This window comes from Arthrobacter sp. zg-Y20 (genome assembly GCF_030142075.1).
GTDB lineage: Bacteria > Actinomycetota > Actinomycetes > Actinomycetales > Micrococcaceae > Arthrobacter_B.
On sequence record NZ_CP126241.1, the window covers coordinates 2,821,689 to 2,837,130 of the forward strand.

The 15,442-nt window shown below is 66.8% G+C and carries 12 protein-coding genes and 2 tRNA genes; 5 read left to right on the forward strand and 9 right to left on the reverse strand.

The window, feature by feature from the left end; genetic code table 11:
- Window positions 1-81: 81 nt before the first annotated feature.
- The 3 genes from QNO06_RS13495 to QNO06_RS13505 all read right to left on the reverse strand — a co-directional run bounded on the left by QNO06_RS13495 (window position 82) and on the right by QNO06_RS13505 (window position 1,919).
- Window positions 82-1,515 carry a MinD/ParA family ATP-binding protein gene (locus QNO06_RS13495; RefSeq protein WP_227912752.1) on the reverse strand — a complete coding sequence of 478 codons (1,434 nt, stop codon included), beginning with the start codon at window positions 1,513-1,515 and terminating at the stop codon, window positions 82-84.
- Between the two features lie 181 nt (window positions 1,516-1,696).
- A tRNA-Met gene (locus tag QNO06_RS13500) sits at window positions 1,697-1,770 on the reverse strand.
- 77 nt (window positions 1,771-1,847) lie between these two features.
- A tRNA-Thr gene (locus QNO06_RS13505) sits at window positions 1,848-1,919 on the reverse strand.
- A gap of 172 nt (window positions 1,920-2,091) precedes the next feature.
- Here QNO06_RS13505 and QNO06_RS13510 point away from each other — a divergent pair.
- Entirely contained in the window at window positions 2,092-3,471 is a 1,380-nt protein-coding gene (locus QNO06_RS13510) for a GAF domain-containing serine/threonine-protein kinase (protein ID WP_227912956.1), read from the forward strand.
- Between the two features lie 131 nt (window positions 3,472-3,602).
- Here the strand turns inward: QNO06_RS13510 and QNO06_RS13515 are convergent, their stop codons facing one another.
- The 3 genes from QNO06_RS13515 to QNO06_RS13525 form a co-directional block, all read right to left on the reverse strand.
- On the reverse strand, window positions 3,603-5,498 hold the full coding sequence (locus QNO06_RS13515; RefSeq protein ID WP_269437383.1) for a DEAD/DEAH box helicase: 1,896 nt from the start codon (window positions 5,496-5,498) through the stop codon (window positions 3,603-3,605).
- A gap of 365 nt (window positions 5,499-5,863) precedes the next feature.
- Window positions 5,864-6,550, reverse strand: a complete 687-nt coding sequence (locus tag QNO06_RS13520) for an MOSC domain-containing protein (RefSeq protein WP_227912751.1) — start codon at window positions 6,548-6,550, stop codon at window positions 5,864-5,866.
- 9 nt (window positions 6,551-6,559) lie between these two features.
- Window positions 6,560-7,849 (reverse strand): glycosyltransferase 87 family protein, encoded by a 1,290-nt coding sequence (locus tag QNO06_RS13525; RefSeq protein WP_227912750.1) that lies wholly within the window; start codon window positions 7,847-7,849, stop codon window positions 6,560-6,562.
- A gap of 155 nt (window positions 7,850-8,004) precedes the next feature.
- Between QNO06_RS13525 and QNO06_RS13530 the strand changes: the two genes are divergently transcribed.
- Window positions 8,005-9,183, forward strand: coding sequence for an amidohydrolase (locus tag QNO06_RS13530; protein ID WP_227912749.1), 1,179 nt, complete (start codon window positions 8,005-8,007; stop codon window positions 9,181-9,183).
- Window positions 9,183-9,635, forward strand: a complete 453-nt coding sequence (locus tag QNO06_RS13535) for a hypothetical protein (RefSeq protein ID WP_227912748.1) — start codon at window positions 9,183-9,185, stop codon at window positions 9,633-9,635. Before QNO06_RS13530 ends, QNO06_RS13535 begins: the two co-directional genes overlap by 1 nt.
- A gap of 29 nt (window positions 9,636-9,664) precedes the next feature.
- Here QNO06_RS13535 and QNO06_RS13540 read toward each other — a convergent pair whose 3' ends face one another.
- Together QNO06_RS13540 and QNO06_RS13545 are read right to left on the reverse strand one after the other, a co-directional pair.
- The gene (locus tag QNO06_RS13540) at window positions 9,665-10,810 is read right to left on the reverse strand and encodes a cystathionine gamma-synthase (protein ID WP_227912747.1); all 1,146 of its coding nucleotides are present in this window, start codon (window positions 10,808-10,810) and stop codon (window positions 9,665-9,667) included.
- Window positions 10,811-10,888: 78 nt separating this feature from the next.
- Window positions 10,889-12,268 (reverse strand): cystathionine beta-synthase, encoded by a 1,380-nt coding sequence (locus QNO06_RS13545; RefSeq protein WP_227912746.1) that lies wholly within the window; start codon window positions 12,266-12,268, stop codon window positions 10,889-10,891.
- A 176-nt stretch (window positions 12,269-12,444) separates the two neighbouring features.
- Here QNO06_RS13545 and QNO06_RS13550 point away from each other — a divergent pair, with 176 nt between their 5' ends.
- Together QNO06_RS13550 and QNO06_RS13555 are read left to right on the forward strand one after the other, a co-directional pair.
- Window positions 12,445-13,425, forward strand: coding sequence for a DNA-3-methyladenine glycosylase family protein (locus tag QNO06_RS13550; protein ID WP_227912745.1), 981 nt, complete (start codon window positions 12,445-12,447; stop codon window positions 13,423-13,425).
- Window positions 13,426-13,498: 73 nt separating this feature from the next.
- Window positions 13,499-13,786, forward strand: a complete 288-nt coding sequence (locus QNO06_RS13555) for a putative quinol monooxygenase (RefSeq protein ID WP_227912744.1) — start codon at window positions 13,499-13,501, stop codon at window positions 13,784-13,786.
- Here QNO06_RS13555 and amt read toward each other — a convergent pair.
- On the reverse strand, window positions 13,783-15,375 hold the full coding sequence (gene amt / locus QNO06_RS13560) for an ammonium transporter (RefSeq protein WP_227912743.1): 1,593 nt from the start codon (window positions 15,373-15,375) through the stop codon (window positions 13,783-13,785). The genes QNO06_RS13555 and amt overlap by 4 nt on opposite strands.
- Window positions 15,376-15,442: the final 67 nt, after the last annotated feature.

Genomic DNA, 15,442 nt, shown 5'->3' on the forward strand with positions numbered 1-15,442 from the left:
ATGAACCTTTACGGATAATAAGCAACCTTATTTAGCTCTGCGAGAACGTCCGCCATCGGCCCCGGCAGGAAATCCCGGTTCTTACAGGCCCTCGGCCACTGCCGCCGCCGCAGCCAGCCAGGCCCGCTGGGCCGCGGGTTTGAGCGAGTCATAGCGGATCTGCCCCTTGCGCAGCGCCGGGTCATACGGAATGGTGACAGCGGCCCGTGCCAGCTGGCCAAAACCTTCAGCTACCCTGCGGGCCTGGCTGTCCGTTCCGTTGCGGTCCGACTGGCTCACAATGACGACGGCGTCCCGGGCCAGTTCCGCGTAGCGCCCGCCGCGCACCTGCAGTGCTTCCAGCAGCAGGGCCCCCGCCTCGGCGTGTTCTTCCACCGTGGTGGTGGCGATGACCAGCTGGTCCGTGTGATCGATCATGCGCAGCCACCGCTCGGCGCTCTCGTCGTTCCCCGAATCCACAATGTTCAGCCGGAAGTACTTGGAGGCGACCTCGTGCAGCGCGTCAAAGTCTTCGGCGGTGATCTTCTGCTCGGAGGCCAGTACATCCGGCTTGGAGCGCAGGACGTCGAATTTGTCTTCCACCTGGTGGTGCACGAACCGGGCCAGCAGTGCGGACTGCGCAGACGGGGAGAGCAGGTCCGCGGTCTGCGGCAGCAGGTCCATCACCGTGGACTCGTGCGGCCCCTGCTCGGTGCGCCAACCCAGGGTGCCCCGGGTTTCGTTGTTGTCCCAGGCCAGCACCGGCCCGCCGCCGTTACGCGCAAAAACTGCGGCCAACATCACCGTGGTGGGGGTCTTGTTGGCGCCGCCCTTGCCGTTGACAACGGAAACGGTCCGCGGGCCCGGCCAGTGCTGGCTCACGGCCCGCATGGCACGGCGTTCCTCCAGCTCCTGCGCGGAGGGCGCAAGGCGCATGCCCAGCCCGGTGAGCAGTCCGCGGAAACCCTTCGACGCGGGGATGGACGCGGGCTGCTGGTCCAAAAACGACGCGCGGCGGCCGCCGTGCCGGCCGTGTTCAGCGCGGGCCTCGGCCCGGCTGCCGGGCTGGTTCGCTTCCAAAGCTGCCCCGCCCAGCGGCTCCGCCCAGGTGTCCGGTTCTCCTCCGCCGAGCCGTTCCACCCAGCCGGCGGGCTCCGCCGGGGGTTCCGGCATGCTTACCGGCAGCGGGGGCAGTGGTGCGACCGCCGGTATGGCCCCTGCTGCAGGGCTGTCCCAGCTGCCGGCGTCCCACGTCCCGGCCACTGCGAAGTCCCCGCCTCCGCCCGCCGCGCCGTCGTCGTCAGCTGTCAGTGAGCCACCCATGCCGTGCGGATACTCATCCCAGGCCTCACCCGGGACGGTTGCGCTGCTGCTTCCATTTAGAGCATTCCCGGTCACTCCCGCGCCCGCTTCGGCGCCTTGCGGCGGGGAGTTCCACCATTCCGCTTCGCTTCCGGGGACAGTGCCTGCCCGCCGGCGGCGGCGGGAGGGCAGGTCATCCGGGCGCTCGTTCGGATGGGGAAAATGCTCAGTCATGGAGTCGTCGTCTTTCGTTCCGTGGGGGTGGCGATTGATCTGGACGGGTCGGGTCTGGCCCTGTGATCCAACATATTGAATTGGGGTATCTGCGCCGGTGTTTACGCCGCAGGCGGCGCATCCGGGCAAAGAAAAAGGGCAGGTACGGAAGCTTCAAAACTTCCGGACCTGCCCTGATGTGTAGCGGTGGGGAGGCTCGATCTCCCGACCTCACGATTATGAGTCGTGCGCTCTAACCAACTGAGCTACACCGCCATAAATGAGTGAAGCCCGCGTCCCTAAATGGCCTCTGCAAAACAAACAGCCTTAGCAACGCGGGCCCTCCCATTGAGAGCCCCGACCGGGAATCGATCCCGGGACCTCCATCTTACCAAGATGGCGCTCTACCACTGAGCTATCGGGGCAACGACATAAGACTCTACCAGCACTTTTCGGGAACATGAAATCGAAAACGGCAAACGTGACAAGTGCCACTTTTTCCACTCCTGCACCGCGTTTTGGGCCGTCAGGGAGTAAAGTGCCAGCCCGTTTTGTCAGTATGCTTAGGCTACGAGAAAGCGAGGGCACGTGGACATAGTGCCAAACAACCTTTCAGACGGCCTCTTCCTTGGTGGAAGATATCGGCTGCTGAACCAAATCGGAGCCGGTGCCATGGGCACCGTACACCGGGCACGGGACGAATTCCTGGGCCGCGACGTCGCGGTGAAGATCATCCGCCCGTCCGCCACCAGTGAGCTGGACCTGCGGCGCAGTGACGCCGAGGCCAAAATCCTGGCACGCCTGAACCACCACAGCTTGGTCACCCTGCTGGATGCCGGTTCGGATACCTCCAATCCCGACTACCCCTTGATCTATCTGGTCATGGAACTGGTCCAGGGCCTGGACCTGCGGGACCGGCTGAAGCAGGGCACCCTTACGCGCCGCCAGGCGGCACTGGTCGGCTATGACCTGGCATTGGGCCTGGATTACATCCACGGCAACGGCGTGGTGCACCGCGACGTCAAGCCGGCCAACGTCATGCTGTTCGACTACGGCAGCGACGATGCCCGGATCAGGGCCAAGCTCACCGACTTCGGGGTTGCCATGGTCGCCAATGACCCGCAGTCCCAGCACGGGACCTTCTCCGGCACGGCGGCGTTTATGAGCCCCGAACAGGCCCGCGGCGAGGAGTCCGTTCCGGCCAGTGACGTATATTCACTGGGACTCGTCCTGCTCCAATGCCTCACCGGTTCCCCGGCATTCCCCGGGCCCGCACTGGAAAGCGCCCTGGCACGCCTTCTGCGCGATCCTGAGATCCCTGCGGCACTGGGAGAGGACTGGGCTTCCCTCCTCAAGGCGATGACGGCTCAGGAGGCCGCACAGCGCCCCAGCGCCCACGACGTTTCAATGGTGCTGTACGACATGGTTGTCCGCGCCCGTGGCCGGCACCGCGTAGACCCGGAACTGCTCCCGGACAATGAGGCCCAGCGGATGGACGCCGTGCGCCGATACGAACTGCTGGACACTCCCCCGGACGGCGCCTTTGACCGGGTCACAGCCCTGGCCTCCCGGGTCTTCAACGTCCCCGTGGCGATTGTCAGCGTGGTGGACACCGACCGCATCTGGTTCAAATCCCACCACGGCACGGACGTCACCGAAATCGGCCGTGACCCGGGCCTGTGCGCTTCCGCCATCCTGCAGGACGACGTCTATGTGGTGGGCAACGCCAGGCAGGACCCCCGGACCCTGGCCAACCCGCTGGTGGCCGGCGAATTCGGCCTGCAGTTCTATGCGGGCGTTCCGCTGGAAACCAGTGACGGATTCAACCTGGGAACGCTCTGCATCCTGGATACGCAGCCGCGCAGCTTCTCCGCAGAGGACGCCCAGACCCTTTCGGACATGGCCGCGATTGTGATGAATGATCTGGAGATGCGGCTGGAAAGCCGCCGCGCCTCCGCCTCGCACTCCGCCGGGTAACCACCGGCAGCGGATACACGACGTATACGGCAACACAAGGAAGGGCGCCTCCCGAAGCGGGAGGCGCCCTTCCTTGTGTTGCCCGGACCTAGTGCCCGGGCCGGCGCCGGAGTTCCGGCGCCGGGTGTTTCCTAGTCGCGGAAACGGGGCTTGCGGGCGCCGGTAGCGGCACTGTCCCGGAAGCCGCCTTCGCGCTTCTTGAACGGGCGGTCGCTGCCGCGGTCACCGAAGGACCGCTCGCCGTCGCGCTTCTTGAAATCCTTCTTGAAGCCGCCGCGGTCGGCACGGTCGTTGAAGCTGCCGCCTTCACGCTCGCGGGCCGGCTTGCGTCCCTTGTCCAGTTCCAGGTGGATCAGCTCGCCGCCGATCCGGGTGCGGGACAGGGCGCGCAGCTGGTCCTTGGACAGGTCTGCGGGCAGTTCCACCAGCGTGTGGTCGGCGCGGATGTCAATGCCGCCGATCTGTGCGGAGGACAGGCCGCCTTCGTTGGCGATGGCGCCGACGATGGAACCGGGAAGCACGCGCTGGCGGCGGCCGACGGCGATGCGGTACGTTGCATTGCCTTCGGTCAGCGGGCGCGTCGGGCCGCGGGAGCCGAAGCCGTCATTGCGGCCTTCGGAGCGCTCGCGCTGGCGGGCCGGGGCCACCGGGATTTCCTTCAGCAGCAGGTCGCGGCCGCCCTGGGCCATGACGGCCAGGGCTGCGGCAACGTCTTCGGCGGGAACGTCATGCTCGGCCAGGTACTTGGTCACCAAGCCGCGGAACACCGAGATGTCCTCGGAACCGAGGGTTTCGGTGATCTTTTCGGAGAACTTGGCCAGGCGCTTTTCGTTGACTACGTCAACGCTGGGCAGCTGCATGTGCTCAACCGGCTGGCGGGTGGCCTTTTCAATGGCCCGCAGCAGGTACTTCTCGCGCGGGGTCATGAACAGGATCGCGTCGCCGGTGCGGCCTGCACGGCCGGTACGGCCAATGCGGTGCACGTAGGACTCGGTGTCGTGCGGGATGTCGTAGTTGACGACGTGGCTGATGCGCTCGACGTCGAGGCCGCGGGCGGCAACATCCGTGGCAACCAGGATGTCGATCTTGCCGTCGCGCAGGGCCTCAACCGTACGCTCGCGCTGCTGCTGCGGGATGTCGCCGTTGATGGCGGCGGCGCTGTAGCCGCGGTCCTTCAGCTTGTCCGCCAGATCCTCCGTGGCAGCCTTGGTGCGGACGAACGCGATGACGCCGTCGAACTCTTCGGTTTCCAGGATGCGGGTCATGGCGTCCAGCTTGTGCGGGCCCATGACCTGCACGTAGCGCTGGCGGGTGTTGGCACCGGTGGTGGTCTTGGACTTGACCGTGACCTCGGCGGCGTTGTTCAGGTACTTCTTGGCAATCTTGCGGATGGCCGGCGGCATGGTGGCGGAGAAGAGGGCAACCTGCTTCTCGGCCGGAGTGGAGGAAAGGATCTGCTCCACATCTTCGGCGAAGCCCATGCGGAGCATTTCGTCGGCCTCGTCCAGCACCAGGTACTCCAGGTTGGACAGGTCCAGGGAACCCTTGGCGATGTGGTCGATAACGCGTCCCGGGGTACCTACGACAACCTGAGCGCCGCGGCGCAGGCCGGCCAGCTGGGGTCCGTAAGCGGATCCGCCGTAGACGGGCAGCACGGTGATGCCGTCCATGTGGACTGCGTAGGAGGTGAAGGCTTCAGCGGACTGCAGGGCCAGTTCACGGGTGGGGGCCAGGACCAGCACCTGGGTGTCCTTCGTGGCCGGGCGGCCGGCCAGCAGGGACAGGGCGGGGACGGCGAATGCGGCGGTCTTGCCGGTACCGGTCTGGGCCAGGCCCACGACGTCGCGGCCTTCAAGCAGCAGGGGGATGGTGGCTGCCTGGATGGGGGACGGCTTGACGTAGCCGACATCCTTCAGGGCTGACAGGACGCGCTCGTCCAGTCCGAAGTCACTGAACATCACTGTGTTCTCTTCGGCTTCGGGAACGGCATTTTCAACGGTGCTGTTATCCAGCGGTGCTTCAGACAAGAGGGAATCCTCATTCAATCGGGGAACCACGCAACCAGGAGGCTGCAGGACGTAAGTCCGGCGCTGTTGCAATCCCAGGCAGGACTTTCCGTCACAGCTGTGGGCCGATTTCACTGGATTGTGTCTACGACCGGTGTGACGATTTCTTTGCCGGCGCTCCCCAAAAGATGAATCTGCCCGCAATTGAATGCGGGCCCCAACACAACGTACCTTGCGGTTTCGGTTCAAAACTCGATGATCCGCAGGAAAATAAGGGAATACCGGAGTGGGGGATGTTTTCCAGTGTACGGCATAACGGCTGCCGCTGCTTCGCAGGGGGCGGTGAGCTTGGGCACACGCTCCTGACGGAAGCTTTAGCCGCGCGGCTAGATAGCAGCCGGCACGGCCTGCACCCGATCCTTAGCTGCGGACTTCGCCGCCATGGTCCGCAGGACCTTCTGGATTTCGGGCGACAGTCTGATTTCACCTGCGATGCGGGAGGCCTCCAGCGCTTCAGCCTGCTGTTGGTCCAGGCCCCGGAAGACGTCCCGGACAGTGACGCCGTGCGCCGGCCTGGTCAGGACTTCGATCGGGTCTCCGGCGGCGATGCTGCCGCGGCGGCGGACCTGCAGGTATGTTCCCACCAGGCCTGCTTCGGCAAAGCGGTGCACCCAGTTAGGCACCTGCATGCGCTGCTGGAAATTCCGGCACGGGGTGCGGGGACAGGTTACTTCCACTTCCACGTCCGCACCGATCCGCCACCGTTCGCCAATCAGCGCGCCCGTGGCATCCAGTCCGGCGATGCGCAGGTTTTCCCCGAACAGCCCCGGCTCAATGCTGCGGCCCAGTTCCTGTTCCCAGTACTCGGCGTCGGCCTGCGAATAGGCGTAGAGGGCCTTCGACTCGCCGCCGTGGTGTTTCCTGCTGGCCTGCAGGTCCCCGGTCAGGCCCAGGGGATGGACCTTTACCGGCCCCTCCACGGCACGCTTGTCAATGGCGGTGACGCCGGTGGCGTCTTTAGTGGGCAGGAGGCCGTGCACCAGGCAAACGGCGAGCAGGGAACCGGTGGTCATGCCTGCAGTCTAGGGCTGCGGCTCCGTGGCACGCAGCAACTGCGGCGGGTCGTTGCGCCACCAGTTCCGGGACCGGCTCCCCCAGTAAGCGGCGAACCACCAGATCATCAGCCCCGCACCCCAGAACACGCCGGCACTGGAAGCCATCAGCCACGGTTCCGGCAGTTGGGAATCCAGGTTGGGGGAATCAAAGAGCTCACCGATGGTTTTGGGTGAGTACACGAAGATCACCAGCGAGCTCACCAGCAGCATCACGCCCGTGACCCGCAGCTTCCGGTGCCCCGGCCCCAGGTCCAGCAGGTTCCGGCCCAAAACCGGAATGAAAAGTGCCACCCATACCCAGTGGTGGGACCAGGACACCGGGGACATCAGCAGCATCAGCAGTGCCGTGGCCGCCAGGGCCGTGAACGTCTGCCCGCGGTTGCCGGCCATGCGGATGATGACTGCCGCGGCAGCGACGGCCAGGAGGGTGAGGATCAGCCAGGGCAGGTCCACGGGGAAGTCCGGGCCGCCGAAGTGCAGGATGGCGCCCTTGATGGAGAGGTTGTCCACATAGCCGGCGCCGCCGATCCGGGAGGTATCCGGCAGCAGCTCCAGCCAATACGTTTTGGATTCCCGGGGCAGAATGAGGAAGCCCAGGCCGAACGTTGCAAGGAAGCCGTAGGTCATGTTGCGCAGGCCCCGCCAGTCCCCACGAGCCAGGAAGTACAGGCCGAAGACCAGCGGGGTGAGCTTCAATCCGGCGGCCACGCCGGTCAGCAGCCCAGTGGGCCAGCCTTCCCGCTTGACCACGAAGTCGGCCATGATCAGCCCGAACAGAAGGATGTTGATCTGCCCGAAGGCCTGGGTTTCCCGCCAGGGACCGAGCAGCACGATGAACCCCGCCGCGAGCGTGGCAAGCGGACGCAGCCAGGGATGGCGCAGGACATCCATGGCGCCGGCCCGGTCGAAGACGTACCGGACGCCCCAGAGCGCGGTTGCCGCGGCTATGGCGATGGAGATGCCGGTAAAGATGTTCAGGCCGATGCCTTGCCCGAACGGAGCCAGCACCGCAAAAACCAGCGCCGCAAAAGGCGGATACGTAAAGAGGAGACTGCTGTCGGCGTCGTACTGCAGCGCCTTGGTGTACAGCTCGCCGCCGGCGTCCAGCACACTCTGTCCGCCGGTGAGGTAAACGCGGAAATCCAGTCCGTGGCGCGGCGAAACATCAAAAGCTGTCCATACGAGCAGCCCGGCTAGTGCCAGCGCCCCCAGGGTCGCAACGGTCCGCACGAAGGCGGATCGGTGGATCTGGCCCATTGTTCTCCTGTAAGCACTGCCGTCCGCGCTCGTGGCGCCGCATAGCGATATGGCGATATTGACTTATCCCAGTCTACCGGGCAACCCCTTCGGCCTGCCCCTCCCGGGGCAGGCGCTAGGCTGGCCGGAGAAGATTGAAGAGCGAAAGGTCCCCCATGTCTGACGCGTTGCTGGCCCTCACAAATGCCCATGTGGTACCGGTCACCGGGGATCCCTTTGACGGCACGGTGCTCGTTGAAGGCAGCCGGATCCGCGAGCTGGGCCCGGACGTCCGGGTGCCGGAGTCGGCGCAGGTGCTCGACGCCGGCGGGCAGTGGCTGCTGCCGGGGCTGGTGGACGCCCACACGCATCTGGGGGTCCACGAGGAGGGTGAAGGCTGGGCCGGCAATGACTCCAACGAAATGACGGACCCGGTGATGGCCGGCGTGCGCGCCCTCGATGCCGTTAACCCGTTCGACACCGGGTTCGACGACGCCCTGGCCGGCGGCGTGACCACCGCCAACATCAACCCCGGTTCGGGCAATCCGATCGGCGGGCAGGCCGTGGCCCTGCACACGCACGGGCGTTACCTGGAGGAAATGGTCCTGCGCGCGCCCAGCGGGTTGAAGTCCGCCCTGGGCGAGAACCCCAAGCGGATCTACAGCGAGAAGAAGCAGACCCCCTCTACGCGGCTGGGTACCGCCATGGTGATCCGGCAGGCGTTTATGGACGCGCAAAACTACATGGGCAAAGCGGACCCGGATGCCCGCGATCCGCACATGGAAGCCCTGGCCATGGTGCTCCGGAGGGAAATCCCGTGGCGGCAGCACGCGCACCGCGCCGACGATATCGGCACTGCCCTGCGGCTCGCGGACGAATTCGGCTACGACCTGGTGCTGGACCACGGAACGGAAGCGCATCTGCTGGCCGATGTCCTGGCCGAGCGCGGGGTGCCGGTGCTGATTGGTCCCCTGTTCACCACCAGGTCCAAGGTGGAGCTGCGCGGACGCAGTATGGCCAACCCGGGCAAGCTGGCCGCCGCCGGAGTGGAAATCTCCATCATCACCGACCACCCGGTGGTGCCCGTCAACTTCCTGATCTACCAGGCGGCGCTCGCGGTCAAGGAGGGGCTGGAGCGGAAGGAAGCACTGCGTTCGGTCACCATCAACCCCGCCCGGGTGCTTGGCCTGGCGGACCGGCTTGGCTCGCTGGAGCCCGGCAAGGACGCCGATCTGGTCCTCTGGAGCGGTGATCCGCTGGATGTGATGCAGCGTGCCATGCGAGTGTGGATTGGCGGCCGCGAGGTGTACCGCTACGATGCCGCAACCCGCGAACAGATTGTGGCGCCGCGCTGATGCGTCCCGGCAACACCCCTGCAGCGCCCGGCCCCTCCGGTGCATCACCCCGGACGCCCCCGCCGTCGATCATCCGCATTGCCGCCGCAGCCTGGCTGGGGGCGGCGGTCCTGCTGGCCGCGGCAGGGGTTTCCTTTGTTGTATCCGCCCGCACCCAGCACCAGGACAGCACGGCACTGACCATGCTGGGGATCCTTGTCCTGGCCCTGGCAGCGCTCAGCGCGTACAGCGTTCTCCGGCTGCGGGCAGGCAAGCGGAGCGCCCGTGAAACCCTCACCAGCATCGCTGCCATCGGCGGGTTCCCGCTGCTCTTCCGCGGCCCGGCTCTGGTGGCCGTGGGTCTGGTCCTGCTGGCCTGCGCCGGGCTGCTCTGGCTGCCCGCCAGCAACCGTTTCTTCCGGCTCCGGGACCCGAAGAAGCGCGGGCCCAAAGGCAGCCGGCCCCGCACCTGACGCCGGGCAGCGGCTAACCCGGGCTGCGGCTACAGCCGCCCGAACGCCGAATCCAGGTCCGCGATGAGGTCCTCTGCGTCCTCGATGCCCACGGACAAACGCAGCAGGTTCTCCGGCACCGCCAGCTCGGTCCCCTTCACCGAGGCATGGGTCATTTCCGACGGGTAATTCATCAGGGATTCCACCCCGCCCAGCGACTCGGCCAGCAGGAACAGGCGCGTGGATTCGGCGACCGTCCGGGCGGCAGCCTCGCCGCCCTTGAAAGACACCGACACCATGCCGCCGAAGTCCTTCATCTGTGCCTTGGCCAGGTCATGGCCGGGATGTTCTTCGAGGCCCGGATACAGCACGTTTTCCACCGCCGGCTGGTCCCGGAGCCATTTCGCCACGGCCATGGCGTTGGCGGAGTGCCGGTCCATGCGCACGGCCAGGGTCTTCAGCCCGCGCGTGGTCAGCCAGGCCTCCATGGGTGCGGACACCGCTCCAACGGCAAACTGGATGAACCCGACCTTCTCCGCCATCGCGTCGTCGTTGAGGACCACCGCGCCGCCCACGGCGTCGGAATGCCCGCCGATGTACTTGGTGGTGGAGTGCACCACGACGTCGGCGCCCAGTGAGAGCGGCTGCTGCAGATAGGGGGAGGCAAAAGTGTTGTCGACAACCAGCAGCGCCCCGGCGTCGTGTGCCGCCTGGGCGGTGGCGGCAATATCGGAAATCTTCATCATTGGGTTCGACGGCGTTTCCAGCCACACGATTTTCGTGTTGCCTGCGGCGACGGCGGCCTGCACGGCAACGGCGTCGGACATGTCCACCGCCGCACTGGTGATTCCCCAGGCCCCCAGCACCTTGGTGATCAGGCGGTAGGTGCCGCCGTAGGCGTCGTTGCCCAGCACAATGTGGTCCCCCGGGGCCAGCAGCCCCCGGATCAGGGCGTCCTCGGCGGCTAGGCCGGAGCTGAAGGAAAACGCGTGCTTCCCGCCCTCCAGCGCCGCCAGCTGCTCCTGCAGCGAGTCCCGGGTGGGGTTGGTGCCGCGGCCGTACTCATAACCGTTCCGCAGCCCCCCGATGCCGTCCTGGGCGTAAGTGGTGCTCTGGTACAGCGGCGGAATGACTGCCCCCGTGGTGGGATCCGGGGCCTGCCCCGCATGGACGGCGCGGGTGCTGAAGCTGGTCATTGGTTCCTCCTGTGCCGGCATGCCGGCGGGTTGGTGCGGAAAACGGCCGTCCGGCGGCGGCCGTCCGGCGGCGGCCGGTCAGAGGCTCAGGTACGAAAGCAGGTCGTGCCGGGTCAGCATGCCGATGGCCGCGCCGTCGGACGTCACCATCACGGCGTCGTCGTCCTGCAGTTTGGCGCGGGCCGAAGCCACTGAGTCTCCGGCGCCGACCAGGGCCGGGCGCGGACCCATGTGTTCGCTGATCCGGTCCGTGGGCTTGGCTTCACCGCGGAAGAGTTTCTCCGTCAGCGAGCGCTCGTCCACGGAGCCGAGGACCTCGCCGAGCACCACCGGGGGTTCCTGCGAAAGCACCGGCAGGCAGGAGACCGCGTACTCATTGAGGATGGCAATCACGTCACGCACGGTCTCGTTCGGATGCGTGTGTACCAGGGCGGGCAGCGACCCGTCCTTCATCTCCATCACGTCCCGCACGGAGGCCTGCTCGCCGCCGTCCTGGAGGAACCCGTAGGAACGCATCCACTCATCGTTGAAGATCTTGCCCATGTAGCCCCGGCCGCTGTCCGGCAGCAGGACCACCACGACGTCGTCGGGTCCCAGGCCGCGGGCAGCCTGCAGTGCCGCGGTCACGGCCATGCCGGAGGACCCGCCCACCAGCAGCCCTTCCTCCCGGGCCAGGCGGCGGGTCATGGCGAAGGAGTCCGCGTCCGGCACGGCAACCACCTCATCGGGCACGGACCGGTCGTAGTTCGCCGGCCACATGTCCTCCCCCACCCCCTCCACAAAGTAGGGGCGTCCGCTGCCGCCGGAGTAGACCGACCCTTCCGGGTCTGCGGCGATCACGCGCACCGGGCCGGAGGGCCGGTCCGCGGAGATTTCCTTGAGGTAGCGCCCGGTGCCGGTGATGGTGCCGCCGGTGCCTGCGCCGGCCACGAAATGGGTGACCCGGCCCTCGGTGTCCGCCCATATTTCCGGCCCCGTGGATTCGAAGTGGCTGGCCGGGGCGGACGGGTTGGAGAACTGGTCCGGTTTGTACGCCCCGTCGATTTCGCGCACCAGGCGGTCCGAGACGCCGTAGTAGGAGTCTGGACTGTCCGGGGCCACCGACGTCGGGGTCACCACCACTTCGGCGCCGTACGCCCGCAGCACGTCCCGCTTCTCCACACCCACCTTGTCCGGGGTCACGAAGATGCACCGGTAGCCCTTTTGCTGCGCCACCAGCGCCAGCCCGACGCCGGTGTTGCCACTGGTGGGTTCGATCACCGTTCCGCCGGGGCGCAGCTTGCCCTCCTGCTCCGCGGTGTCGATCATCTTCACCGCAATCCGGTCCTTCACGGACCCGCCCGGGTTCAGGTACTCCAGTTTCACCAGAACGGTGGCGCGGATCCCTTCGGTGACATTGTTCAGCTTCACCAGGGGCGTATTGCCGATCAGGTCCAGGACTGTATTGGCGTACTTCATGTGACCCACGTTACTTCCAAACCTCCCGCTGTCCACCGGAGGCGAAACACGGCGCCGCAAAACCCGCACAACGGTTCCCGGCCGGACGCAGGGCACGCGGCCTAGTAGCTAACACCACACCACCGGGGCCACGGAAGCGGCGCCGGAACGGGGGCGGTGCGTGCAACCATAGGGGCATGTCCTTCACTGCCGCTGCCGCGCCGCTGCAGTCGGTTCCCGCCGGCCCGGTGCGTTACTGGGACTCCCCCGCCCCGTACTGCCTGCATACCTCGCTGCGGATCCTGGTCCGGGGCAAGGGCGATCCAACCATCCGGCTCGCGCCCGGTGCGGCTTGGCTTGCGTTCCTCACCCCGGAGGGGCCGGCCACCCTGAACCTGCGCGAAGAACCCGCCCCCGCGCCGGGTGCACGCGTACGGGCCCAGGCCTGGGGCCCGGGCGCGGGATGGGCACTGGACTCGGTGCCCGCCCTGCTGGGCGAGCACGATGACTGGACGGAATTCGACGACGACGCCTTCTGCGCCACGCTGCCGCGCATGGTCACCGAGACCCGGCGCCGCAACCGCTCGCTGCGCCTGCCCAGCACCGGCCGCATCATGGACTCCCTGATCCCCGTGGTGCTGGAACAAAAAGTAACCGTGATCGAGGCTTACTACGCCTGGCGCTACCTGGTGAGCCGGTACGGCACCGACGCGCCCGGACCGGCACCGGCCGGAATGAAGGCCGCCCCCGCACCCGAGACCTGGCGGCGGATCCCCAGCTGGGACTGGCACAAGGCCCGGGTGGATCTATCCCGCTCCAGCACCATCCTGCGCGCCTGCTCACTGGCCTCCGGACTGGAGCGGCTGGCCGATGCCCCGCTGGGCGATGACCTGACCGCAAGGCTCTGCTCGGTTCCGGGCGTCGGAGTGTGGAGCGCGGCGGAGATTACCCAGCGCACCCACGGAGCACCGGACTCGGTCTCCGTGGGCGACTACCATCTGGCCGCCTATGTGGGTGCCGCACTGACGGGCCGCCGCACGGACGACGCCGGCATGCTGGAACTGCTCGAACCATGGCGCGGACACCGGCAGCGGGTGGTTCGGATGATCATGCTCAGCGGGTACCGCAAACCTGCCTACGGCCCGAAGCTTGCCCCCATGGACCACCGCCGGCGCTAGGAAAGTTCTGCCCGCTGCGAAGGCACCGCCTGCGCACCGGGCGCACGGCGCGGCGTCGGCTTAGGGTAGGGACATGACTGAAGCCAATGCCCCCATCAACCTCCGCGCCACCATGGTCCCCAATCCCGGAGAATACAACCGGGTGAAACTGGCGCTGGAGATCGCCATTGAGCAGGTCCGGACCGAACCGGGCTGCCTGCGCTACGAGATTGTCGAAGACTCCGAAGCGGCCATTGTGCTGGCCGAACAGTGGGCCACCCAGGAAGACCTGCAGCGCCACGCCCGCGGCGCCGCGCTGCAGGATCTGCAGGAATCCCTCAGCGCACTGCTGGCCGAGCCGCTGAAGGTGGAGCAGGTCTAGTACGGCGTGATGGCCAGCCGGTAGATCGAGTCCGGTTCAGCGCCGAAACGTTTCAGGACTGCCACCACCGCTTCTTCGTGCTCCTCGTCCACAGCCGCCTGCACCCGCATCCGGTCGGCGAAATCGATCCGCCGCTTCTCGCTGCGGAAGGCTTCGGTACGGACCTTCCCGGTGTAGACGGCGGCGTCGGAGAGCTCGAGGGAGCGGGCACCGGCCATCAGCAGCGCGTCCCGCAGGCCGTCGATCCGGTCGGTGCTCACCACCGCGCTCACCAGGTGGTTGGGTACGGACTTGCGGGCGTCGACGGCGTTGCCGCCGTTCGCTGCGGCCCGTCCGGCGGTTGTGGGCCGGGTCGTGATGCCGCTGAGCGAGTACCCCGAGGCACCCTGCTGGACGCGGTCCAGGTCCTCCTGCTCCGGCCCGGGCTCGCGCAGCCCCATGGTGCGCGAAATGACCGCGGCGATGATCCAGCTGAGCACAAACGAGAACAGCACCACGCATACAATCGCCACCACCTGGTGCCACAGCAGGTTCCCGCCTCCGCCGGAAAACACGCCGTCCACGCCTGCCGGGTTTACTGAGTTGTCCCCGAAGAAACCCAGCAGGACCGAGCCGAGCACACCGCCCACAAAATGCACGGCGATCACGTCCAAGGCGTCGTCGTAACGCAGCAGGCGCTTGAGTTGAACGGCGAGCGCGCAGACCAAGCCGGCAATCAGCCCGATCAGCAGGGCCGCCCCGGTGCCGACAAACCCGGCACAGGGGGTAATGGTCGCCAGGCCGGCCACCGCGCCGGAGACGGCGCCCACCAAGGTGGAATGCCCGTCCCGCAGCCGTTCCACCACCAGCCAGGTCAGCATGGCCGCGGACCCGGCTATGTGTGTGTTCATCAGGGCCTGAGCGGCAACATCATTTGCCTGCAAGCCGTCCCCGGCGTTGAAGCCGAACCAACCGAACCAGAGGATCCCGGCGCCCACCAGCATCAGGGGAAGGTTGTTGGGCGACGTTTTCAGGTTCGGCCACCCTCGCCTCCGGCCCACCACCAGCAGCACCGCGACGGCGGCAGCCCCGGCGGAAGAATGCACCACGATTCCGCCGGCCCAGTCCTGGGCACCGAGCTGGGCCAGCCAGCCCTTCGGGTGCCATAGCCACCGCGCCACCTGGGGGTAGACCAGGATCGACCATGCAGCCAGGAACACCACCCAGCCTGCAAAGCGCAGCCTGCCGGCGGTGGCACCGGTCAACAGCGCCGGCGTGATGATGGCAAACATCATCTGGTAGGCCACGAAGGCCAGCGCGGGAATGGTCACCCCCGCGGCCACCGTGTGGAACTGCGGAGTGTCGACGTCGATCAGCGCGAACGCATCAAACTCCCCCACGAGCGAATTGCCCTGGTTACTGAACGCCAGGGTGTATCCCACCAGCACCCACGTGAGACTAATGACCCCGAGGGGGATGATGTTCTGCATCATCATGGTCAGGACGTTGCGCACCGGCACCATCCCGCCGTAGAACAGCGCCAGCCCGGGGGTCATAAACAGCACCAGCCCGGCGCAGATCAGCACCCAGGCGGTATCAGCCCCGTTCACGTCCGGCTCCGGGAGGAGGTGTTATTGAGGGTTCCTCTGCAACGGCACATGACATCTCCGCTTCCAA

Bases quoted from the DNA above. Each gene is read 5' to 3' on its own strand.
- QNO06_RS13495 (WP_227912752.1), bottom strand. From the start codon at position 1,515: ATGACTGAGCATTTTCCCCATCCGAACGAGCGCCCGGATGACCTGCCC.
- QNO06_RS13520 (WP_227912751.1), bottom strand. From the start codon at position 6,550: ATGACCACCGGTTCCCTGCTCGCCGTTTGCCTGGTGCACGGCCTCCTG.
- QNO06_RS13525 (WP_227912750.1), bottom strand. From the start codon at position 7,849: ATGGGCCAGATCCACCGATCCGCCTTCGTGCGGACCGTTGCGACCCTG.
- QNO06_RS13530 (WP_227912749.1), top strand. From the start codon at position 8,005: ATGTCTGACGCGTTGCTGGCCCTCACAAATGCCCATGTGGTACCGGTC.
- QNO06_RS13535 (WP_227912748.1), top strand. From the start codon at position 9,183: ATGCGTCCCGGCAACACCCCTGCAGCGCCCGGCCCCTCCGGTGCATCA.
- QNO06_RS13540 (WP_227912747.1), bottom strand. From the start codon at position 10,810: ATGACCAGCTTCAGCACCCGCGCCGTCCATGCGGGGCAGGCCCCGGAT.
- QNO06_RS13545 (WP_227912746.1), bottom strand. From the start codon at position 12,268: ATGAAGTACGCCAATACAGTCCTGGACCTGATCGGCAATACGCCCCTG.
- QNO06_RS13550 (WP_227912745.1), top strand. From the start codon at position 12,445: ATGTCCTTCACTGCCGCTGCCGCGCCGCTGCAGTCGGTTCCCGCCGGC.
- QNO06_RS13555 (WP_227912744.1), top strand. From the start codon at position 13,499: ATGACTGAAGCCAATGCCCCCATCAACCTCCGCGCCACCATGGTCCCC.